The organism is Mesorhizobium hawassense, assembly GCF_003289945.1.
In the GTDB taxonomy this organism is placed as follows: Bacteria; Pseudomonadota; Alphaproteobacteria; order Rhizobiales; family Rhizobiaceae; genus Mesorhizobium; species Mesorhizobium hawassense.
Genome location: NZ_QMBP01000028.1, coordinates 25,443 through 48,324, shown reverse-complemented (window position 1 = coordinate 48,324; position 22,882 = coordinate 25,443). Strand labels below are relative to the sequence as shown.

Sequence of the window (22,882 nt, the reverse complement as noted above, 5' to 3'; positions counted from 1 at the left end):
TTCGGTCCTATGCAAGGAAGGCGGCATGAACCTTTCGCCCCGCCTCATTGCCCCCGACAAGCGCGGCGAGGATGCCGATCAGACGCTGCGGCCGCAGTCGCTCGACGAGTTCGTCGGCCAGGCGGCGGTGCGCGCCAATCTCAAGGTCTTCGTCGATGCCGCCAAGGGCCGTGGCGAGGCGCTCGATCATGTGCTGTTCGTCGGCCCGCCCGGGCTCGGCAAGACAACGCTGGCGCAGATCATGGCGCGCGAGCTCGGCGTCAATTTCCGCTCGACCTCCGGTCCGGTCATCGCCAAGGCCGGCGATCTGGCCGCGCTGCTCACCAATCTCGAGGAGCGAGACGTCCTGTTCATCGACGAGATCCATCGCCTCAATCCGGCGGTCGAGGAAATCCTCTATCCGGCGATGGAGGATTTCCAGCTCGATCTCATCATTGGCGAGGGGCCGGCGGCGCGCTCGGTCAAGATCGACCTTGCCCGCTTCACGCTGGTAGCGGCGACGACAAGGCTTGGGCTTTTGACCAATCCGCTACGCGATCGTTTCGGCATTCCGGTCCGGCTCAATTTCTACACGGTCGAGGAGCTGGAGCTGATCGTGCGGCGCGGCGCCCGTATCCTGTCTATGCCGCTCGGCGACGATGGCGCGGTGGAGATCGCGCGCCGCGCGCGCGGCACGCCGCGCATCGCCGGCCGGCTGTTGCGCCGGGTGCGCGACTTCGCCAGCGTCGCCGGCGCCGAGCATGTGAACAGGAAGATCGCCGACGAGGCGCTGACACGGCTGGAGGTCGACGCGCTCGGCCTCGACGCGCTCGACCGCCGCTATCTTTCGATGATCGCGCGCAATTTCGGCGGCGGACCGGTGGGCATCGAGACGATCGCGGCCGGGCTCTCCGAACCACGCGACGCGATCGAGGACATCATCGAGCCCTATCTCATCCAGCAGGGCTTCATCCAGCGCACGCCGCGCGGCCGCGTGCTGACCGCGAACGCTTGGCGGCATCTCGGGCTCGACCCGCCAAAGGACATCGCGCAGCAGCAGATCAGCCTGTTCCAGGAAGAGTAACGCAGATTTGTTCGCAGTTTTGGCGCGCGATGGCCGTCTGTGCGGAATCTGCGTGCTTCGGCCTAGCTGAGGGCGCAATTGCGGCTTTTAAGGCAGACTTGTAGGACGGAATGCCAAGGGCTTGGGCTGACTTATGATCACCAGACGCGGTTTCCTGCGCCTTGTCGGCGGCTCAGCCTTCGCCATGGTATCGCTCGGCGCCTACGCCGTCGGCATCGAACCGATGCTGCTCACCCATGTGAAGCGCTATACGCTGACGCCGCCGCACTGGCCGGCCGGGCTCAAGCTGCGCGTCGTGGCGCTGGCCGACATCCATGCCTGCCGTCCCTGGATGACGCCGGAGCGCATCGCCTCGCTGGCCGAAGAGGCCAATGCGCTGCAGCCGGACCTGGTCGTGCTGCTCGGCGACTATACCGCCGGGACAAAGCTGGTGACGGGCCGGGTGGAGGTGGCTGAGTGGGCCGAAGCGCTGTCTGGGCTGAAGGCGCCGCTCGGCGTGCTCTCGATCCTCGGCAATCACGACTGGTGGACCGATTTCTTTGCGCAGCGCGCCGAAGCCGGCCCGACCCAGTCGCGCAAGGCGCTCGAGCATGTCGGTATCCCGGTGCTGGAAAACGACGTCGTGCGACTGGAAAAGGAAGGGCACGGTTTCTGGATCGCCGGGCTTGCCGATCAGCTGGCGCTGCTGCCGAACAAGGCCAAGGGACGCGACAGCTTCCAGGGTTTCGACGACCTCGACGGCACCTTGGCCAAGGTGTCAGGCAGCGAGCCGATCATCCTACTAGCGCATGAACCAGACATTTTCACGAAGGTGCCCTGGCGGGTCTCGCTGACGCTGTCCGGGCACACGCATGGCGGACAGGTGCGGCTGTTTGGCTATTCGCCGGTGGTGCCTTCGGACTACGGCAACCGCTTCGCCTATGGGCATGTCGTGGAAAACGACCGCAACCTGATCGTATCAGGCGGGCTCGGCTTCAGCATCATTCCGGTGCGTTTCGGAGTGCGGCCGGAGATCCTGCAGATCGATCTCGGCTGAACCTCTCATCAACTGGCGCGGATGGGAGTGCCGTCGGCTTCGTAGCCGGTGATGCCGGGCTCCCACCACAGCACCGGATTGTTTCGGAAGCTGGCGCGCTCTTCCATCTTGTTGACAAGCGCACGAGTCTTCGGGTGCGCGTCGAGCCGGATGTCGAGGTCCAGGGGTCGGTTGGCGATGAAGCGAAGGTGGCAGGTCAGAATAATGTCCTGAACCGACACGACCCTGCCGAAAAATCCTTCGCCGTCGCGGCCGATCCGTCCTTCCAGCCACGCCATCAGGTGGGCGATGCGCTCGGCGCAGCGTGTCAGATGCGAATTGCCATGATGCCTGATCCCGGACCATTGCATCTGGCTGACCGTCGTCGCGGCGGTGCCGAGCGTCTGGATCGAGGCAAAGAGCAGCCGGTCCTGCCATTCCGATCCCGCCCGCCACATCGATGGCGCCAGCGCCGAATCATCCCCTGCGCGCTGCGGATAGGTGGTAAGCAGATACTCGGCGATCACCCCGCTTTCCCACAGCGTCAGGTCGCCATCACGCAGCGTCGGAACTTGAAGCGCCGGCGTCCATTCGGCGCGAGACGCGGCGGATGGCGTCGTCGTTTCCTCCCGGCGTTCATAGTCGAGGCCGATTTCGTCGAGCACGACGCGAACGCCGCGCGCGAAGGGTGATCCGGTTGTGTAAAGCAGCGAGCGCATAGCCTCATCCCCGATGCCAGCGCGGAATTGATAGCATCGCTGGTGACTAAAGCAGGTCGCGTGGAAGAAGATTCACGCGACCTGCTTTAAGTTTTGATTTCAAGCATGTCTTTGTCCGAAACCGGTCCCACTTTCGGGAGACATGCTTTAACGCGGAAGATGGCGGATTGCATCCATCACGTCGGGTTCCGCCTTCTCGCCGTCGAACGCATCGACGATGCCGAAGGCGCCGCCATAGCTCCATACCGACCAGGAAAAGCCATGCGCCTCGGCGCGGGCGATCATGTCGCGGACATAGGCCGCGCGGTATGCGGCCGGCATGACGAAGCCGTTGCCATATTCCTTGCGGATCATGCCGAATTCGCCAAGCGTGATGTCCTGCGGCCTGACGCCATTGGCCTTCGCCCAGGCGTCGACCGTCCTGAACGGTTGATCCATCACGCCAAGCAGCTTTTCGGGACTGTCCATCGTCGCCACCAGCTCGTCGAGATAGGTGAGCAGACCGCTCTGCCGCGCCCAGGGCGCCTCGGCCCTGATCCGGTCGCGGATCGTGTCCAGCGTCATCTCCAGTTGCGCCTTCGGAACGGCCGTCAGCGGGTAGGGCAGGCCGGTGACATAGGGGATGAAGTCGCCGGCCCAGCTTGCGCCCTGATGCGTCAGAAGGAATGGATCGTAGGAGTGGAAGGTCCAGATGACATTGTCGTCGGCGATCGCCTTGGGGTCGATCTTGGCAAGCGACTCCGCGTTCGAATAGCAGCCGCCGGTGAGCACCAGCGTAAGCCTGGTGGCGGAGGCGCGCGCAGCCGCGAACAATTGCTTCTGGCGATCGGGCCAAAGATTGGTGCCATTGGCGTCGCAATCGACCAGCGGCTCGTTCATCAATTCGAGTGCAACTTGGCCGGGGTCTTCCTTGGCCAGCGTCCGCGCCATCTTGCGTACCAGCTCGGTATAGGCATCGAAGATGGCGGGGTCGTGCACCACCTCGCTCATGCCGATCTTGCGGTTGCCGCCAGCGGGGATCAGATGCAGGTCGACGACCACCTTCAGGCCGGCGCGGTTGATCATGCGCGCCGAGTCCAGCACGCTGGCATAGAGGTCGTCGCGAAGAGCCGCGGTCCGGTCCGAAAGAAAGGGCGCGGGATCGACCGGCATGCGCAGGAAATCGAGGCCCGCATCCTTGAGCGCCTCGAGATCGTCCTCCTTGAGGAATTTGCGCCATTCCGGATAGGGCAGGATCGCCTGGCGCTCGCCCCATTTGTCCTCGGTCGGCCAGGTGACCCACTGGTCGAGATTGAGGCCGCGTTTCATCGAGAACGTCGCCGCCCCGGCCGGCAATGCCAGCGCGCCGAGCGCCAGCAGCGCCGCCAGCAAGGTCTTGATCATCGTGCCCAACAGTGCCATCCCGTTCCCGCGCCAGAACACCTGCCTGCTCGGGCCAGAAAAGGAAAGCGCGATGGACGATCATGGTGAATCGGCGGCGCTCAGCGCCGGGCTTTCCGGAGCGCTGACGGATTTCGGCCACCGGCTGATGGCCAGGGTCTACTATGCCGACACCGATTTTTCCGGCGTCGTCTACCATGCGCGCTATCTCGAGTTCCTGGAGCGCGGTCGCTCCGACTACCTGCGGCTGACCGGCGTCCATCACACCGAGCTTCTGGACGGCAAGCATGGTGAGCGCATCGTCTGGGTGGTGCGGCGCATGGAGATCGACTTCCGTTCGCCGGCGCGCATGGACGATATCCTGATCATCGAGACGCGCACCGATGACATTTCCGGCGCCCGCATCTTCATGGGGCAGCAATTGAAACGCGGCGGCGACGTGCTGGTCGAGGCCAAGGTCGAGGCGGCGATCATCGGCGAAACCGGACGTCCAAAGCGCTTCCCGAAAGAGTGGGTCGCCGCTTTCATGCCGAAGGCCAAGGCCTGAGCCGGCACAAACTCGGAGCCATTGACCAGACGGCTCCGGCCATCGATTGGCCAGCCAAGCGCGGCAATGCGCCGCGCCTTCCGTCCTAACCCATCCTTAACCATAACGGTTCATGAAGGAATTGGCGAAGATTGGCGCAATTCGTGCGCCTTCCTTTCACCAATATTTGCCTCGAAAAGGCCGCGGAACGGTGCATTCGGGGCTTGTCCCGCAAGCTTCTAGCTTCGCGCGATCGGACCAAAGGAATGCCCCATGGGTCAGCCGCCAGCGATGCCCGGAAAATCTTAAGGACTTAAGTCATGGAAAACGTCGCACTCGCCGATCCGGCAGCGCACTTGTCGATATGGGCCCTGTTCATGCAGGCCGGCTGGGTGGTCAAGCTGGTGATGATCGGCCTGCTCTGCGCCTCGATCTGGACCTGGGCGATCATCATCGACAAGCTCGTCGCCTATGGCCGCATGCGGATGGCGCTCAACCGCTTCGAGCAGGTGTTCTGGTCGGGGCAGTCGCTGGAGGATCTCTACCGCACGCTGGCCGACCGCAAGACCACCGGCATGGGCGCGATCTTCGTCGCCGCCATGCGCGAGTGGAAGAAGAGCTTTGAAAAGGGCGCGAAATCGGCGCTGGCGCTGCAGACCCGCATCGACAAGGCGATGGACCTGGCGCTGACCCGCGAGATGGAGAAGCTGGAGGGACGCCTCGGCTTCCTCGCCACCACCGGCTCGGCCGCGCCCTTCATCGGCCTGTTCGGCACCGTCATCGGCATCATGACGTCGTTCCAGGCCATCGCGGCTTCCAAGAACACCAGCCTGTCGGTTGTCGCGCCGGGCATCGCCGAGGCGCTGCTGGCCACCGCCATCGGCCTGCTCGCGGCCATCCCCGCCGTCATCGCCTACAACAAGCTGTCATCGGATGCGAACAAGATCGGCATGCGCATGGAAGGGTTCGCGGATGAGTTCTCCGCCATACTCTCGCGCCAAATCGATGAAAAAGTAGCGCAGAAGGCCTGAGGAACGACCATGGGGATGTCTGCCGCAGGGGCAAGTGGATCGGGACGAGGCGGACGCGGCCACAGGCGTCGCGGCCGGCACCATGCCCTGATGTCGGAAATCAACGTTACGCCGATGGTCGACGTGATGCTGGTGCTTTTGATCATCTTCATGGTCGCGGCGCCGCTGCTGACCGTCGGCGTGCCGATCGACCTGCCGGATACGCAGGCCAAGGCGATGAATGTCGACACCCAGCCGATCACCGTTTCGATCGACGCCACGGGCAAGATTTTCCTGCAGGAGACCGAGATTCCGATCGAGGAGCTGGTCGCCAAGCTGCAGGCGATCTCGAAGACCGGTTACGACGAGCGCATCTTCATCCGCGGCGACAAGTCGACCGACTACGGCACGGCGATGAAGGTCATGGCCCGCATTTCAGCGGCCGGCTACAAGAATATCGGCCTGGTCTCGCTGCAGGAACAGGATCAATAGACGCCACATGCGCACGGGTCTCACCTCATCGGTGATCTTGCATACGGTGGCGCTGGCCTTCGGGCTTTTCACACTGTCGTCGCCGCCGACCATGCCGGCCAGCGACGTGGAATCGGTGGCCGTCGATATCGTGCCGATGGAAGCCGTCGCGCAAACACTGCAAGGCGAGAAGAAAGCGGTCATGCATGACAAGCCGGCGCCTGTTCCGACAAAGCGTCCGGATGTCGTTCCCAATGCCCAGAAAGTCGGCGAAAACACCACCGATACAGACAAGCCGGTGACGGACGAGGCGAAGCCGAAGCCGGTCGAGAAGACCGCGGCGCCGCCACCGGCGCCGACGCCGACGGAGAAGCCGGCGGTCGAGGACGTGCCGAAGCCGCAGGAAAAGCCGAAGCCGACGCCTGCGACGGAAGTCGCGCCGACGCCGACGCCGAAGGAAGAGGTCAAGCCCGAGCCGGTCAAGCAAACGGAGCCCAAGCCGACGCCGGCCAAGCAACCGGCGCCGACACCGCCGAAGGACACGACCGCCGCTATCCCGAAGGAAGAGGTGAAGCCGGACGCCGTCGCCGAGGCGATCGATCAGCAGCAGCCGACCGAGGAAGCCAAGCTGCCGGACTCCGCACCGGCGCCGGAAGCCCGGCCGAAGCCGCAGCCGGCTCAGGCGGAGAGCGCCAAGGCGCCGGATCGCAAGGACGCCGAAAAGCCGGTGAAGGAGGCTTCCTCCAAGCCGAAGTCGGATGAGAAGCAGTTCAACGCCGACGAGATAACGGCCCTGCTCGATAAGCAGAAGCCGTCCGGCGGCGGCGCCAAGCGCTCGACCCAGCAGTCATCGCTCGGCGGCGAAAAGGATCAAGGCCAGAAGCTCTCCAAGTCGGAACAGGGGGCGTTGGAGGATCAACTCGGTGGTTGCTGGACCCTTCCGGTCGGCCTCGAAGGTTCCGAGGATTTCACAGTGGTCATCCGTTTCAACCTCAACGCCTCCGGCAAGCTGGAAGGCCGGCCGACCGTCGAGAAGTCCAGCGGCAATCCCCAGTTCGACGCCAGCGCGGTTCGCGCCGTGCAGAAATGCGATGTCGCCGGGCTGCAGGTTCCCGCCGGAAAACAGGACATATGGTCCGACGTTCGCGTCAACTTCGACCCGAGAGCGATGCTTGGTCTGTAACCCGAGCGTCCAAGAAATCAGCAAGAGAAGCGAGAAGACATGAAATTCATCCTCAAGCCGCTCCTGATGGTCGCCGCAATGGCGATGGGCATGAATGCTGCGGTCAGCTTGCCTGCTTGGGCAACCCTCGAGCTCAACGTCAACAAAGGCAATGTCGAGCCGATGCCGATCGCCATCCCGGACTTCCAGGGAGAGCTCGGAGCGCAGATATCCGAGATCGTCACAGCCGATCTGAAGCGCTCGGGACTGTTTGCGCCGATCGATAAGGCCGCCTTTGTCGAAAAGATCACAAATCCGGATGCCGCGCCCCGATACGAAGACTGGAAAGTCATCAACGCGCAGGCGCTGGTGACCGGCAGCGTGGGCAAGGAGGCGGATGGCCGCATCCGTGCGCAGTACCGGCTGTGGGATATCTTCGGCAACCAGCAACTGGCCGGCGAGCAGTTTTTCGCCAACGACGCCAATCAACGCCGTGTCGCGCACATCATCGCCGATGCGATCTATGAGAAGATCACCGGCGAGAAGGGTTATTTCGACACGCGCGTCGTCTTCGTCGACGAATCCGGCGCCAAGAACGCGCGCAAGAAGCGGCTCGCCATCATGGACCAGGACGGCGCCAATGTGCGCTACCTGTCCGACGGCCGCGCCATCGTTCTGACGCCGCGTTTTTCGCCGAACCGGCAGGAAATCACTTATATGTCCTATGAGAGCGGACAGCCGAAGGTATATCTGCTCCAGATCGAAACCGGACAGCGTGAGCTGGTCGGCAATTTCCCCGGCATGACGTTCGCGCCGCGCTTTTCGCCCGATGGCCAGAAGGTGATCATGAGCCTGCTGCGCGATGATGGAAACTCCAACATCTTCGCCATGGACCTGAGAAGCCGCTCGACCACGCGGCTCACCGATTCGACCGCGATCGACACCTCGCCTTCCTATTCGCCCGACGGCTCGCAGGTCGTCTTCACCTCCGACCGTGGCGGCGGCAGCGGCCGCTCGCAGATCTACGTCATGGGCGGCGACGGCTCGAACCCGCACCGCATCTCCTTCGGCGACGGTGTCTATTCGACGCCGGTATGGTCGCCGCGCGGCGATCTGATCGCCTTCACCAAGCAGAGCGGCGGCGAGTTCCAGATCGGCGTCATGAAGACTGACGGTTCGGGCGAGCGCATCCTGTCCTCCGGCTTCCAGCAGGAAGGCCCGACCTGGGCGCCGAACGGCCGCGTGCTGATGTTCTTCCGCGATTCCGGCGGCGGACCGAAGCTGGTCTCGGTCGACCTCACCGGCCGCAACGAGCAACCGATCCCGACCGCGAACTACGCCTCGGACCCGGCCTGGTCGCCCCTGTTGGAATAGTGTCGCATTTGTCTGGAACCCGCAGAAAACGAGGCCTTTTCGGCCTCTTTTCACAACCCGGTCGCGTTTTGGCCGCATTTCCGCCTACGGTCCGCGCGCAATGTGAGCCCGGCAAAAACGGCCGAGGACGGCGGCTCGAAACCAAAAATTAACCGTGTTTCTTGAATGCCGGTTAACCCAAACGTGGTTACTGGGTGATCAACGAAATCACTCGAATGCGAAGGAGAGGCGGCATGGGCCGTATCGCAGCACTTACCCGAAACCCGGCCATGATCGCCCTGGTGGCAGCGCTTGCCATCACCGGCTGCGCCTCGAAGAAGACTCCGAACAACGCGGCCGATCTCGGCCTCAACGGTGCCGGCGCCGCTACCCCGGGTTCCGCGCAGGACTTCACCGTCAACATCGGCGACCGCATCTTCTTCGATACCGATTCCTCGTCGATCCGCGCCGATGCGCAGACCACGCTGGGACGCCAGGCGCAGTGGCTGAACCAGTACCGCCAGTATGCGATCGTCATCGAAGGCCACGCCGACGAGCGCGGCACGCGCGAGTACAATCTGGCGCTGGGCGCCCGCCGCGCCGCCGCCACCCGCGACTTCCTGGTGTCCAAGGGCGTTGCCGCCAATCGCCTGAAGACGATCTCGTACGGCAAGGAACGTCCGGTCGCCGTCTGCGACGACATCTCGTGCTGGTCGCAGAACCGCCGCGCCGTCACCACGCTGTCGGGCGCCGGTTCCTAAGTCCTCATCGCCGCGACGTCGGTCCGGCGAACCGCGGGCGACAAAAATACAACATCCCCGAAATGAAAGGCGGCCTCAGGGCCGCCTTTTTCATTTGCAACACCCCGAAACAAAATTTGGCCGAAGTCTCGCGCCCTGCTATGAGCGCGAGGGCGCTTCCTCCCCCTGTTCCGATTTGGAAAGGCGCATCAGGCCAACACCCACCGCGAGAGACAGAATGCATTTTAGAACGGTCCTGAGCGGCACGCTTGCGCTGCTGCTCGTATCAAGCCTCCCAAGCCTAGCCGCGCCGGCCGACAGCGCCGGGCAGGCTTCCGGCGGCGGCTTCACCTTCCATCTGCCGACGCTCGGCATCTTCGGCGACAAGAAGAAGCCTGAACAAGCGCAGGTCGCGCAGCAGGACAGCAGCGGCGGCGTGACCGGTCTGGAAGACCAGCTTCGCCAGCTGAACGGCAAGATCGAGGAGATGAATTTCCAGATCCTGCAGATGCAGGAACAGATCCGCAAGCAGCAGGAAGACAACGAATTCCGTTTCCAGCAGCTCGAGGGCGGCTCGCAGGGCGGCGCCAAGCCTGCCGGGCAGAAGAAATCCGAAGCCGCCCCCCAAGGCGGGAATGCCAATGACGGCAACACGAATCTCGGCGATGCCGGCACCGGTCAATCCGGTACCGGCGACGCCGGAACCGACAACAGCGTCGCCCGGGCCCCGGCGACGCAGGTGCCGGCCGACGCCGGCACTCAGGACGGCGCCGGCAAGAGCGTCGGCGACGTCATCGTGGAATCGCAGACCGGCGATCCCGGCAAGCTGATCACCGGCGCGCCGCCGAAGGATTTCGGCACCATCACCGTCGACAAGAACGGCAATGTCGTGAATGCCGAGACCGGTCCGCAGGCCAGCGCGCCGGCGCAAGCCCCCATGGCAAGCGCTCCTTCCGCCGAGACACCGGCCAAGAGGAACAAGGCCGGCGGCACCGAAGTAGCGGCGCTGCCGTCGACCAATAATCCCGACGAGCTCTACCGCAACTCCTACCAGTTCATCCTGTCGGGCGATTATCCGACCGCCGAACAAGGTTTTCGCGACCATATCTCCCGCTTCCCCAAGGACGCCAAGGCGTCGGACGCGCATTACTGGCTCGGCGAGTCGCTGCTCGGGCAGCAGAAATACCGCGACGCAGCCGAGGTCTTCCTTGCCGCCAGCAAGGATTATCCGAAGGCCAAGAAGGCCCCCGACATGCTGCTCAAGCTCGGCGTTTCGCTGGTCGGCCTGAAGCAGAACGACGTCGCCTGCGCCACCTTCAACGAAATCGGCAAGCGCTATCCCGATGTCTCCAGCACGCTCAAGGAGCGCATCAAACAGGAAAAGGCGCTGGCGGCGTGCTGACGCCCGATACCAAATCCGACCTTCCAGACTGCCTTTTCCGTGACCTAGACTTTTCGACCGGCGCTGTTGCGGCCGTGTCCGGCGGCAGCGACTCGACCGCCCTTCTCCTCCTTCTCAAAGATCATCTCGACCGGACTGCATCGGCCGCCAGACTGCTCGCGGTGACGGTCGATCATGGCTTGCGGCCGGGCTCTGCCGCCGAGGCGCGGCTGGTCGCCAATTTCTGCGCCGAGCGCGGCATTGAGCATCGCATTCTCACCTGGAGCGGCGACAAACCTCTGACCGGGCTGGCGGCCGCGGCGCGCGCGGCGCGCTACAACCTGCTTGCCGCTGCGGCGGAAGCGGAAAGCATCAAGCTGATCCTGACCGGTCACACCGCCGACGACCAGGCGGAGACGGTGCTGATGCGGCTGGCGCGCGACGATGACGGTCGCGGTCTCGCCGGCATGGCGCCAGCCACGCTTTACGACTGGCGGACATGGATCGTCAGGCCGCTGCTCGGCGCCCGGCGCGCCGCATTGCGCGAAATGCTGCGCGGCCGCGACATCGGCTGGATCGAGGATCCGACCAATGTCGATACGCGCTTCGAGCGGCCGCGCCTGCGCGCGACGTTGGCGCTGCCCGATGGCGAGCAGCGCATCGCGGAAGCGCTGGCAAGGGCTGGGCAAGCAGCGCTCGAACGCGAGGACCTCGGCCATCGAGCCGCCGTGCTGATCGAAGCCTTTGCCAGCAGGTCGGTTCCGGGCCTCATCCGCCTCGATCGCGATTTTGCTGCGCATGACGATGGGAAAGCGGCCATCTACGCGCTGCGCATCCTGCTGGCGACCGTCGGCGGCGTGTCGTTTCTCCCTGACGAGGCGCGCTGCGCCGCGCTGCTTTCCCGTCTGCGGTCGGCTTCGCTTCGCGCCACATTGTCGCGGACGGCGGTCGACGCGCGCCGAACCGGCATTTTCCTTCACCGCGAGAACCGCAACCTGCCCGCTCCCGCCCCTCCGGCAACCAACGAGTTTTGGGACAATCGGAGACGCATCACTTTGAACGACAGGCTGGGCGGCTTGGTGATCGCGCCGCTGGGGCCCGCCGCCGCCAGGCAAGCGCCGTTGAGCGATGCTGTTCCAGCAAGCCTTTCACGCGCGGCGCTTGCCGCGGAGCCTTCGCTGGAGTCCGGCGTCGAACGCCTTGATTTTGCTGGCGGCAAAGCCGACCCGCAACCGGTCTCCATTGCTCCGGTCGTGACCCCTTTCGCGCGCTTCCTGCCGTGCTTCGACCTCGAGCCCGCCACCGCCGTCGGGGTGCTTGTCGGCGCGCCGCCGCCCGTGGCGCCGCCATTCCTCGGCCATGATGGTGGCCGAGGGTGGGCGAAAGCTTAACCGATACGTGCTGTTCTGCTTGGCAAGGGGAGGCGCTCTCCCTATGTTAGGCCCAAGCTAATCCATCATCGCGGGTCCGCGCGCGGACGCCAACGGGACAATAGATGAATCCGAATTATCGCAACCTTGCGCTTTGGGCGATCATAGCGGTCCTGCTCATAGCCCTGTTCAACCTGTTCCAGACGCCGCAGACGCGCGGCGCCACGACCGATATCGCCTATTCGCAGTTCCTGCAGGATGTCGCGTCCGGCCGGGTCAAGAGCGTGACGATCGCAGGTGCCCGCATCTTCGGCAACTACACGGACAACGCCAACGGCTTCCAGACCTATTCGCCGGGCGACCCGTCGCTGGTGTCCAGGCTGCAGGACAAGAACGTCACCATCACCGCCAAGCCTGAGACCGACGGTTCCAATTCGCTGTTCGGCTATCTGATCTCGTGGCTGCCGATGATCCTGATCCTCGGCGTGTGGATATTCTTCATGCGCCAGATGCAATCCGGCTCCGGCCGCGCCATGGGATTCGGCAAGTCGAAGGCCAAGCTTCTGACGGAGGCGCATGGCCGCGTCACCTTCCAGGATGTCGCCGGCGTCGACGAGGCAAAGGAAGACCTCGAGGAGATCGTCGAATTCCTGCGCGATCCGCAGAAGTTCCAGCGCCTCGGCGGCAAGATCCCGCGCGGCGTACTGCTGGTCGGCCCGCCCGGCACCGGCAAGACGCTGCTGGCGCGCTCGGTCGCCGGCGAGGCCAACGTGCCGTTCTTCACCATTTCCGGTTCGGACTTCGTCGAAATGTTCGTCGGCGTAGGCGCAAGCCGCGTGCGCGACATGTTCGACCAGGCCAAGAAGAACGCGCCCTGCATCATCTTCATCGACGAAATCGACGCCGTCGGCCGCCATCGTGGCGCCGGTCTCGGCGGCGGCAATGACGAGCGCGAGCAGACGCTGAACCAGTTGCTGGTCGAGATGGACGGTTTCGAGTCCAACGAGAGCATCATCCTGATCGCCGCCACCAACCGCCCCGATGTGCTCGACCCGGCGCTGCTGAGGCCCGGCCGTTTCGACCGTCAGGTCGTGGTTCCGAACCCCGACATCGTCGGCCGCGAGAAGATCCTCAAGGTGCATGTGCGCAACGTGCCGCTGGCCCCCAATGTCGACCTCAAGGTGGTCGCTCGCGGCACGCCGGGCTTCTCCGGCGCGGACCTGATGAACCTGGTCAACGAATCCGCGCTGATGGCGGCGCGACGCAACAAGCGGCTCGTCACCATGGCCGAGTTCGAGGACGCCAAGGACAAGATCATGATGGGCGCCGAGCGCCGTTCGTCGGCGATGACCCAGGCCGAGAAGGAACTCACCGCCTATCACGAGGCCGGCCACGCCATCCTGGCGCTCAACGTGCCGTCGGCCGATCCGCTGCACAAGGCGACCATCATCCCGCGGGGCCGTGCGCTCGGCATGGTCATGCAACTGCCGGAGGGCGACCGCTATTCGATGAGCTACAAATACATGATCTCGCGGCTTGCGATCATGATGGGTGGCCGCGTCGCCGAGGAGTTCAAGTTCGGCAAGGAGAACATCACCTCCGGCGCCTCCTCCGACATCGAGCAGGCGACCAAGCTGGCGCGCGCCATGGTCACGCGCTGGGGCTTCTCCGACAAGCTGGGCCATGTCGCCTATGGCGACAACCAGGAAGAGGTCTTCCTCGGACATTCGGTGGCGCGCACGCAAAATATCTCGGAAGAGACGGCGCAGATCATCGACGCCGAAGTGCGGCGGCTGATCGACGACGCATATTCGACCGCCAAGGCCATCCTGACCAAAAAGAAGAAGGAATGGATCGCGCTGGCCGAGGGACTGCTCGAATACGAGACGCTGTCCGGCGACGAGATCAAGCAGTTGATCGCCGGACAGAAGCCTGCCCGCGACCTCGGCGACGATACCCCGCCCAGCCGTGGCTCGGCCGTGCCGAAGGCCGGCACCGGTGGCCGCCGCAAGAAGGGCCCCGAGCCCGAAGGCGGCATGGAGCCGCAACCGTCAAGCTGAGCTTGGTGCGCGAAAGACTGATCGAGAAACGCCGCGGCTTGGTCCGCGGCGTTTTTGTTTGGGAATCGGAGACAAGGCAAGGTTTCCCTCGTCCTGGCGCCCAGACATCGCCCGACAGCAGATCCTCGGACACGCCCGAGGATGATGGCTCAACGTCTGCGGGAAAAACGGTGAACCGCTTTATCCGCCGTATTCGATTTTTATGATTCAGCTTTCAGCCGCGCATTGCAGAGGCTGTAGTAACCGCCGCCCTTCTGGATCCAGCGAAGGCCGTTCAACGTACCCGCCTCCTTGTTGTCGTGGTAACCCTGCAGGCAGGTCTTCATCCGGGCCTTCGCGGGCTTTTCGGTCTTGAACTCGGCGGCGAGATTGGTCGGGAATGTCACGCCCGCCGGCGCTACAGTTGGGGCGACCGCCGCGCTGGTTTCCTTTTTCGGCTGCTCCGCGGTTTTGACCGTATCCGCGCTGACCCCCTCCGCGGCGGACGTCGCGCATTTCTCCTTGCGGAAAGCGGCCCAGTCCATGCCGTTCAGAGTGCCGCCTTCCTTGGCTGCCCGATAGGTCTCGCCGCATTCCTTCATCGTCAGTGCGCTTGCAGGTGCGGTGTTCCAAGCGACCAATGCCGTCACAGTCAACGCCGCCAACTTCAAACTGAACATAAGACCCTCCTGATTGATAGTAAGTTCGATGTCTTTTTGTATACTGTTTGTTCCTGGTATGTTCAACTGGAATCTTTGCGACTACCATAGGCCTGGCGGTGGGCAGCGTGAACGAATCGATGATGCCGACAGCCCCGCGTTATGCAGATGCGAGCAAGGCCGCAGGCGTTTTCGCGCGCAACAAAAAGGCCCGCGCATATTGCGATGCGCGGGCCTTTCCTCTTCGAATAATTAAGGCGATCAGCTCTTCAGCTTGGCGTTGCAGAGGCTGTAGAAGCCGCCGCCCTTCTGGATCCACTTCAGGCCGTTCAGCGTGTTGGCATCCTTGTTGGCATAGTACTGCTCGAGGCAGGTGTGCATGCGGCCCTTGGCAGGGGTCTCGGTGGCGAATTTCGGCGAGATCGCCTTCGGGAAGCTCACACCCTTCGGCGCGGCGACGGACGGCTTCGCCGGTTCGCTGGTGTAGGTGGCTTCCGTCGGAGCCGGCACGGTGTCGTCGTCGGCCGCATTGGCGCCGCATTCGGCCTTGCGGAAGTCGTTCCACTTCATGCCGTTCAGCTTGTTGGCGGTCTTCGCGGCCTGATACTTGGTGCTGCATTCGGCCATGGTCAGGCCCTTGCCGCCGTCGGCAGCCGCGGTCGCCGTCTTGGTCGTCTTGGCGGGCTTGGTGTCGGTGGCGGGCGCGGCGGCAGCCGCGGCCGTTGCGCCGGGGCCGCACTCGGCCTTGCGGAAGTCGTTCCACTTCATGCCGTTCAGCGTGCCGGCGGACTTTGCAGCCTGGTACTTGGCGCTGCATTCCTTGGAGCTCAGGCCCTTGGCTGTGTCGTCGGCAGCGGCGGCGGCCTTCGTCTTCTTGGCGGGCTTGGTGTCAGCGGCCTTCGTATCGGTCGCCGCCTTCGTATCGGTTGCGGCCTTGGCGTCGGTCGCGGCGGAAGCATCGGTGCCGCACTGCGCCTTGCGGAACTGGTTCCAGGTCTGGCCGGCGAGCGTTCCCGCATCCTTGGCCGCGTTATACTTGGTGCTGCACTCGGCCATGGTCAGCGCGTTGGCGGGCGCCGCCACGAAAAAGGCTGCGACGGCGAGGCCCGTCAATGTTGCAAGTCTATGAATAAGCATGGCGTTTTCTCCCTTGCTGCCGCCATTAAGTGTCCCTATGCCAAATCAATAACGCTCAATCTCCGGCTGCGCCAGATGCTTCCAGCGCGGATGTCCTCACAAAGTGTGTTGCTCCCGATAAGGTGATGAATTGCTTGGCGGTTTGCTGGCAGCCAAGCTTTGCCGGTGGATAAGGCGCCGAAAAGCCTGGCGCAGGCAGGTTTAGCGCCGCCAGGTCGAAGGTGGTGATAGGCTGTCGAATCACTTGCACCGCCCGCGACAATGTTTTTCTAAGGAATGGTAATATATAATCACGAAATTTGATGATCGGATGCGGCCCAATCGTGGCACTAGGGGCGGCTGAAAACCGACGGGGACTGTAAGGACATGGCAGGTCAGTATTTCGGCACGGACGGCATCCGCGGACGCGCCAACAAATTTCCGATGACGGCCGAGGTCGCGATGCGCGTCGGCATGGCCGCCGGGCTCTCCTTTCAGCGCGGCAACCATCGTCACCGCGTCGTGCTCGGCAAGGATACGCGGCTTTCCGGCTATATGATCGAGAACGCCATGGTGGCGGGCCTGTGCGCCGCCGGAATGGACGTCTTCCTGCTCGGCCCGATTCCGACGCCGGCCGTCGCCATGCTGGTGCGCTCGCTGCGTGCCGACATCGGCGTCATGATCTCGGCCTCGCACAATCCTTATTACGACAATGGTATCAAGCTGTTCGGGCCCGACGGCTACAAGCTTTCCGACGAGATCGAGGAGCGCATCGAGGGCATGCTCGAAAAGGACATCGAGCTGGCGCTTGCCGATTCCGACGGGCTCGGCCGCGCCAAGCGCGTCGACGGCGTGCATGACCGCTATATCGAATTCGCCAAGCGCACGCTGCCGCGCTCGATGTCGCTGTCGGGTCTCAGGATCGTCGTCGATTGCGCCAATGGCGCCGCTTACAAGGTGGCGCCCGCGGCCCTTTGGGAACTGGGCGCCGAGGTCATTGCCATCAACGTCGAGCCGAACGGCTTCAACATCAACAAGGAATGCGGCTCGACGCACCCGGCCGGCCTGCAGAAGAAGGTGCACGAGGTGCGCGCCGACATCGGCATCGCACTCGACGGCGACGCCGATCGCGTCGTCATCGTCGACGAGAACGGCGCGATCGTCGATGGCGACCAGATCATGGCGCTGATCGCCGAATCTTGGCACCAGAGCGGACGGCTGGCCGGGGGAGGCGTCGTCTCCACCGTGATGTCCAATCTCGGCCTGGAGCGGTTTCTCGGCGACATGCAGCTGCAGTTGCACCGCACCAAGGTCGGCGACCGCTATGTCGTGGAGCACATGCGCGCGCATGGCTTGAATGTCGGCGGCGAGCAGTCCGGCCATATCGTGCTTTCCGATTTCTCCACCACCGGCGACGGCCTGGTCTCGGCGCTGCAGGTGCTGGCCTGCATCAAGCGGCAGAACCGCCCGGTCAGCGAGCTGTCGAAGAAGTTCGAGCCGGTGCCGCAACTCCTGAAGAATGTCCGCATCTCCGGCGGCAAGCCGCTGGACGAAGCACCGGTCAAGGCGGCGATCGAGGAAGGACGCAACCGGCTCGGCAAGTCCGGCCGCCTCGTCATCCGGCCCTCCGGCACCGAGCCGCTGATCCGCGTCATGGCCGAGGGCGACGATCCGCAGCTGGTCGAGGCGGTCGTCAACGACATCGTCGGCATCCTCCAGGAAACCCGCAGCGCGGCCTGAGCCAGCCGCGGTGGCCCCCCAAAATTGACGAGCCCGCCGCCAGGCGGGCTTTTTCGTTGACGGTCGCGTCCTGCGGACAACGGGATTCCATCTAAAATTGTATAGATTCGTGGTTAATCGGTACGGTTAAACGGCTTTTAACCTTTGCAATTCATTATCCAAACCCGAGGTCAATCAACTTCGGGCGATGTCGTCCCGAGGCTTCTCAGGGGTGACAGAATGTTCAAGGCAGCAAGAATGGCAATGTTTGCCGCGCTGTTCGCGGGGGTAGCCGGACCGGCTCTCGCCGCCGACCTCGCGGAACCGCAGCCCGTCGAGCAGGCACCGCCGCCAATCGTCGAAGCGCAGCCCGTCAACGTCGGCGGCTGGTACATCCGCGGCGATATCGACTATCATTGGTCGCGCTTCGGCGGCGGCGACTATACGACCTATAGCGCAACACCGCCGCAGATCCAGGGCAGCTTCGCCACCGGCAGCCTGAAGGGCGCCTTCTCCGCCGGTGCCGGTATCGGTTACCAGATCGACGACCACTTCCGCACGGATTTGACGGGCGACTATCTGTTCAGCTCGAACTTCCACGGCTCGACCAGCGGCTTCTGCAACACGCCCGCTCCCAACACGCCTTGCGTATCGAGTGACACCTCGTCCTACTCCGCGCTGCTGCTGCTGGCCAACGCCTATGTCGACATCGGCACCTGGCATGGCATCACGCCCTATGTCGGCGCCGGTATCGGCGGCGCCTGGGTCAAGTGGGACACGCTTCACAACAGCGACGCCGACGGCGACTTCTTCCATCAGGGCGGCAAGGGCTGGCGCTTCGCCTATGCGCTCATGGCCGGCGCGTCCTACTGCCTGACTGACCGCGTCAAGCTGGATGTCGGCTACCGCTACAGCCATATCAATGGCGGCAAGATGTTCGAATACGCTTCGGACAGCAACGTCGGCCCCGGCTACGATCGTGGCATCAACGTGCATGAAGTGCGCGGCGGTCTCCGCTACCAGTTCGGCGGCCAGTCCGACTGCGCTCCGCCACCGGAGCCCTACGTGCCGGAACCGGAACCGATCTACACCAAGTAATCGCTTCCAGTATATCCTTGAATTCGTCAGCCGCCCGGCATCAGCCGGGCGGCTTTCGCTTTCTGCGCCATCCGTAAAATACGATCAAAATCAATTCGGTAACGGAGCATTATCCTTAACCCGCACTTAACCACTATGGTTAACAATGGCACCTTGAAACGGCGCTCGCATTCGCGGCTGGCGCCAATCTCGGGAGCCGGGGACCATGATATCCAGATCGCGTATCGCGTCAGCGCTTGCCGCAGCCATCCTATTGCCGATGACGCCGGCGCTCGCGGCCGACTACGATCCGCCGATCTATGTCGACCAGGCACCGGACTACCAGCCGGTCGAAATCGGCTCGGGCTGGTATCTGCGCGGCGATGTTTCCTACCTGGCGCAAAAGACCTTCAAGGACCAGGATTTCAGCTTCACGCCCGCGAGCCACAGCGAGAGCGAAGATCCATACTTTGCCAGCATCGGCTTCGGCTATCACTTCAATGATTACCTGCGCGCCGATCTCAACCTAGGCTATCTGCCGGGCAACAAGGAGAGCTTCAGTTACGACGATACTGGCTTGGTCATACCGCCGGCGACGGAGACCGTGGCATCCGGCAACCTCAAGAACAATGCGATCTCGGCCATACTCAATGGCTATGTCGATCTCGGCACCTATGTGGGCGTCACGCCCTATATCGGCGCGGGCGTCGGCATCGTGCGCAGCAAATACGATCTTTCGGCGAGCTATTTCACCAACAACGGGGACCCTTCCGACGACTTCGAAGAGCATAACTCCAAGACGAAATATTCCCTCGCCTACACGTTGAATGCCGGTCTTGCCTATCAGGTCTCGAAGAACGTGCTGATCGACCTCGGCTATCAGTATTTTTCCGCGCCCGACGCGGAATACATCACCGCCGCGAGCCTGAACTCGTTTCCTGTCCACAAAGGCATCAGCAACCACCAGGTCAAGCTCGGCTTGCGCTACGACCTCTGGTAAGCGAAGCAGACCGGGAAATGTCAGCGGCGGATCCAATGGGTCCGCCGTTTCACTTCGGATCGAGCCGCTGAGCAAGGGAATATCCTGACAGCGACAAAAACTTTGCTCTTGACGCCGAAGGCCTAAGCGCATATCGCCGTCCGTGGGCCACCCCTCCCCAACGAGGGGCCACTATCTGGAAGGATAGACCACGATGACGACAGCTACCAAGCCCGGACTCCGTCCGGCAAACCCCAATTTCTCCTCAGGTCCCTGCGCGAAACGCCCCGGCTGGTCGGTCGAGGCGCTGAAAGCCGCCGCGCTCGGACGCTCCCATCGGGCCAAAATCGGCAAGACCAAGCTCGAGCAGGCGATCGCGCTGACGCGCGAGGTCCTCAACGTGCCGGCGGATTACCGCATCGGCATCGTGCCGGCTTCCGACACCGGCGCGGTCGAGATGGCGCTATGGTCGCTGCTTGGCGAGCGCGGCGTCGACATTGTGGCCTGGGAAAGCTTCGGCGCCGGTTGGGTGACCGACGTCGTCAAGCAGCTCAAGCTCGCCGATGTGCGCAAGTTCGAGGCCGGCTACGGCGAGTTGCCGGACCTCGCCAAGATCGATTTCGACCGCGACGTCGTCTTCACCTGGAACGGCACGACCTCGGGCGTGCGCGTCGCCAATGGCGAGTTCATTCCTACGAACCGCAAGGGCCTCACCATCTGCGACGCCACCTCGGCGGCTTTCGCGCAGCGGCTCGATTTCGAAAAACTCGATGTCGTCACCTTCTCCTGGCAGAAGGCGCTGGGCGGCGAGGGTGCGCACGGCATGTTGATCCTCAGCCCGCGCGCCGTCGAGCGGCTGGAAACCTACAAGCCAGCCTGGCCGTTGCCGAAAATCTTCCGCCTGACTTCGGGCGGCAAGCTGATCGAGGGCATCTTCAAGGGCGAGACCATCAACACGCCGTCGATGCTGTGCGTCGAGGATTATATCGATGCGCTGCTCTGGGCGAAGTCGATCGGTGGGCTCGAGACGCTCATTGCTCGCGCGGACGCCAATGCCGCGGTGCTCGACCGGTTCGCCGACAAGTCGGCGTGGCTCGGCCACCTCGCCGTCGATCCGGCGACCCGCTCGAACACCTCGGTCTGTCTCTCCTTCACCGATCCGGACGTTGCGGCGCTCGATGCCGACGGGCAGGCGGCTTTCGCCAAGGGGATGGTGTCGGCGCTCGACAAGGAAGGTGTCGCCTATGACATCGGCTCCTATCGCGATGCGCCGCCCGGCCTGCGCATCTGGTGCGGCGCCACCGTCGAGACCGCCGATCTCGAAGCGTTGCTGCCCTGGCTCGACTGGGCCTTCGCCGCGCAGAAGGCGTCGCTCAAGGCAGCGGCCTGAAATCCGTGGCGGCCTCTGGCCGCCACCATTTCCCGACAAATCCAATCCCCTCAAGGAGGCCGCCATGGCGCCCCGCGTTCTCGTTTCGGATAAACTTTCCACCACGGCCGTGCAGATATTCAAGGATCGCGGCATCGACGTCGACTACTTGCCCGATCTCGGCAAGGACAAGGAAAAGCTGCTCGAGGTGATCGGCCAGTATGATGGCCTCGCCATCCGCTCGGCGACCAAGGTCACCGAGAAGCTGATCAACGCCGCCGGCAAGCTCAAGGTCGTCGGCCGCGCCGGTATCGGCGTCGACAACGTCGATATCCCGGCCGCCAGCCGCAGGGGTATCATCGTGATGAACACGCCCTTCGGCAATTCGATCACCACGGCCGAGCATGCGGTGGCGATGATCTTCGCGCTGGCGCGGCAGATACCGGAAGCCAATGCCTCGACCCATGCAGGCAAGTGGGAAAAGAACCGCTTCATGGGTGTCGAGATTACCAGCAAGACGCTGGGCGTTATCGGCTGCGGCAATATCGGCTCGATCGTCGCCACGCGCGGCGTCGGCCTGAAGATGCATGTGATCGCCTTCGACCCGTTCCTCTCGGACAGCCGCGCCGAGGAGCTCGGCGTCCAGAAGGTCGACCTCGACGAACTCTTCGCCCGTGCCGACTTCATCACGTTGCACACGCCGTTGACCGACAAGACGCGCAACATCATCGACGCGGCCGCGATCGCCAAGATGAAGGACGGTGTGCGCATCATCAATTGCGCGCGCGGCGGCCTGGTCGTCGAGGCCGATCTCGTCGCGGCGCTGAAGAGCGGCAAGGTAGGGGGCGCCGGCGTCGACGTGTTCGAGGTCGAACCGGCCGAGCAGAACCAGCTGTTCGGCATGGAGAATGTCGTGGCCACGCCGCATCTCGGTGCCTCTACCACCGAGGCGCAGGAGAATGTCGCGCTACAGGTGGCCGAGCAGATGTCGGACTACCTGATCAAGGGCGCCGTCTCCAATGCCATCAACATGCCCTCGATCACCGCCGAGGAGGCGCCGCGGCTGAAGCCCTTCGTCAAGCTCGCGGAAGTGCTCGGCGCCTTCGTCGGCCAGGTGACCGAGGATCCGATCAAGGAGGTGGAGATCCTGTTCGACGGCTCGACCGCGACGATGAACACCCGCGCGCTGATCAGCGCCACCCTTGCCGGCCTGATCCGGCCGCAGGTCTCGGACGTCAACATGGTGTCGGCGCCGATCATGGTGAAGGAGCGCGGCATCATCGTGGCCGAGGTCAAGCGGGACAAGTCCGGCGTGTTCGACGGCTATATCAAGCTCACCGTGAAGACCGAGCACATGACGCGCTCGATAGCCGGCACCTGCTTCTCCGACGGCAAGCCGCGCTTCATCCAGATCAAGGGCATCAATCTCGATGCCGAGGTCGGCCAGCACATGCTCTACACGACCAATGCCGACGCGCCCGGCATCATCGGCCTGCTCGGCACGGTGTGCGGCGAGAATGGCGTCAACATCGCCAACTTCCAGCTCGGCCGCAACCGGCCGGGCGGCGACGCGATCGCGCTGCTCTATCTCGACGCGCCGTTCCCGGAAAAGGTGCTGGATCAGCTGCGGGCGCACCAATCGATCGACTCGGCCAAGCCGCTGCATTTCGACGTCGGCGCCGAGTGAATAGCCCGACACAAAAATACGCTCCGCCTGCACCCGCAGGCGGAGCG

The 22,882-nt window shown here is 63.7% G+C and carries 20 protein-coding genes; 16 read left to right on the top strand and 4 right to left on the bottom strand.

The features are described from left to right. Positions 1-25 precede the first annotated feature (25 nt). Together ruvB and DPM33_RS33185 are read left to right on the top strand one after the other, a co-directional pair. A complete protein-coding gene (gene ruvB, locus DPM33_RS33190) occupies positions 26-1,063 on the top strand; it encodes a Holliday junction branch migration DNA helicase RuvB (protein ID WP_112101587.1) in 1,038 nt (345 codons plus the stop codon). A gap of 133 nt (positions 1,064-1,196) precedes the next feature. After that, complete coding sequence (locus DPM33_RS33185; RefSeq protein WP_112101586.1) at positions 1,197-2,099, top strand: metallophosphoesterase; 903 nt, start codon at positions 1,197-1,199, stop codon at positions 2,097-2,099. Positions 2,100-2,107: 8 nt separating this feature from the next. Here the strand turns inward: DPM33_RS33185 and DPM33_RS33180 are convergent, their stop codons facing one another. Both DPM33_RS33180 and DPM33_RS33175 read right to left on the bottom strand, forming a co-directional pair. Further along, positions 2,108-2,797, bottom strand: coding sequence for a glutathione S-transferase family protein (locus DPM33_RS33180; protein ID WP_112101585.1), 690 nt, complete (start codon positions 2,795-2,797; stop codon positions 2,108-2,110). Positions 2,798-2,944: 147 nt separating this feature from the next. Next, entirely contained in the window at positions 2,945-4,198 is a 1,254-nt protein-coding gene (locus DPM33_RS33175) for a glycoside hydrolase family 5 protein (RefSeq protein ID WP_112101584.1), read from the bottom strand. Between the two features lie 52 nt (positions 4,199-4,250). Between DPM33_RS33175 and ybgC the strand changes: the two genes are divergently transcribed. From ybgC to ftsH, 9 genes are all read left to right on the top strand, one after another. Then, a complete protein-coding gene (gene ybgC, locus DPM33_RS33170) occupies positions 4,251-4,724 on the top strand; it encodes a tol-pal system-associated acyl-CoA thioesterase (protein ID WP_112101583.1) in 474 nt (157 codons plus the stop codon). A gap of 299 nt (positions 4,725-5,023) precedes the next feature. Continuing rightward, positions 5,024-5,734 (top strand): protein TolQ, encoded by a 711-nt coding sequence (gene tolQ / locus DPM33_RS33165; protein WP_112101582.1) that lies wholly within the window; start codon positions 5,024-5,026, stop codon positions 5,732-5,734. A gap of 9 nt (positions 5,735-5,743) precedes the next feature. After that, complete coding sequence (gene tolR, locus DPM33_RS33160; RefSeq protein ID WP_425373608.1) at positions 5,744-6,205, top strand: protein TolR; 462 nt, start codon at positions 5,744-5,746, stop codon at positions 6,203-6,205. Positions 6,206-6,212: 7 nt separating this feature from the next. Further along, the gene (locus DPM33_RS33155; protein ID WP_112101580.1) at positions 6,213-7,367 is read left to right on the top strand and encodes a TonB family protein; all 1,155 of its coding nucleotides are present in this window, start codon (positions 6,213-6,215) and stop codon (positions 7,365-7,367) included. Between the two features lie 66 nt (positions 7,368-7,433). Further along, positions 7,434-8,720 carry a Tol-Pal system beta propeller repeat protein TolB gene (gene tolB / locus DPM33_RS33150; protein ID WP_245442610.1) on the top strand — a complete coding sequence of 429 codons (1,287 nt, stop codon included), beginning with the start codon at positions 7,434-7,436 and terminating at the stop codon, positions 8,718-8,720. A 233-nt stretch (positions 8,721-8,953) separates the two neighbouring features. After that, on the top strand, positions 8,954-9,460 hold the full coding sequence (gene pal / locus DPM33_RS33145) for a peptidoglycan-associated lipoprotein Pal (RefSeq protein ID WP_112101578.1): 507 nt from the start codon (positions 8,954-8,956) through the stop codon (positions 9,458-9,460). A gap of 217 nt (positions 9,461-9,677) precedes the next feature. Next, positions 9,678-10,841, top strand: coding sequence for a tol-pal system protein YbgF (ybgF, locus tag DPM33_RS33140; RefSeq protein ID WP_112101577.1), 1,164 nt, complete (start codon positions 9,678-9,680; stop codon positions 10,839-10,841). Beyond that, positions 10,835-12,211, top strand: a complete 1,377-nt coding sequence (tilS, locus tag DPM33_RS33135) for a tRNA lysidine(34) synthetase TilS (protein ID WP_112101576.1) — start codon at positions 10,835-10,837, stop codon at positions 12,209-12,211. The genes ybgF and tilS overlap by 7 nt, the downstream gene beginning before the upstream one ends. Before the next feature lie 104 nt (positions 12,212-12,315). Then, complete coding sequence (ftsH, locus tag DPM33_RS33130; protein WP_112101575.1) at positions 12,316-14,250, top strand: ATP-dependent zinc metalloprotease FtsH; 1,935 nt, start codon at positions 12,316-12,318, stop codon at positions 14,248-14,250. Between the two features lie 200 nt (positions 14,251-14,450). Here the strand turns inward: ftsH and DPM33_RS33125 are convergent, their stop codons facing one another. Next, complete coding sequence (locus tag DPM33_RS33125) at positions 14,451-14,975, bottom strand: hypothetical protein (protein ID WP_425373607.1); 525 nt, start codon at positions 14,973-14,975, stop codon at positions 14,451-14,453. Between the two features lie 174 nt (positions 14,976-15,149). After that, positions 15,150-16,025 (bottom strand): hypothetical protein, encoded by an 876-nt coding sequence (locus DPM33_RS33120; protein ID WP_112101573.1) that lies wholly within the window; start codon positions 16,023-16,025, stop codon positions 15,150-15,152. A gap of 366 nt (positions 16,026-16,391) precedes the next feature. On the opposite strand from DPM33_RS33120, the gene glmM reads away from it, so the two are divergent. The 5 genes from glmM to serA all read left to right on the top strand — a co-directional run bounded on the left by glmM (position 16,392) and on the right by serA (position 22,835). After that, a complete protein-coding gene (glmM, locus tag DPM33_RS33115) occupies positions 16,392-17,744 on the top strand; it encodes a phosphoglucosamine mutase (protein ID WP_112101572.1) in 1,353 nt (450 codons plus the stop codon). A gap of 219 nt (positions 17,745-17,963) precedes the next feature. Further along, on the top strand, positions 17,964-18,821 hold the full coding sequence (locus DPM33_RS33110; protein ID WP_112101571.1) for an outer membrane protein: 858 nt from the start codon (positions 17,964-17,966) through the stop codon (positions 18,819-18,821). Between the two features lie 205 nt (positions 18,822-19,026). Then, positions 19,027-19,800 (top strand): outer membrane protein, encoded by a 774-nt coding sequence (locus DPM33_RS33105; RefSeq protein ID WP_112101570.1) that lies wholly within the window; start codon positions 19,027-19,029, stop codon positions 19,798-19,800. A 193-nt stretch (positions 19,801-19,993) separates the two neighbouring features. Then, positions 19,994-21,169, top strand: coding sequence for a phosphoserine transaminase (locus DPM33_RS33100; RefSeq protein WP_112101569.1), 1,176 nt, complete (start codon positions 19,994-19,996; stop codon positions 21,167-21,169). 64 nt (positions 21,170-21,233) lie between these two features. Further along, complete coding sequence (gene serA, locus DPM33_RS33095; protein ID WP_112101568.1) at positions 21,234-22,835, top strand: phosphoglycerate dehydrogenase; 1,602 nt, start codon at positions 21,234-21,236, stop codon at positions 22,833-22,835. Positions 22,836-22,882: the final 47 nt, after the last annotated feature.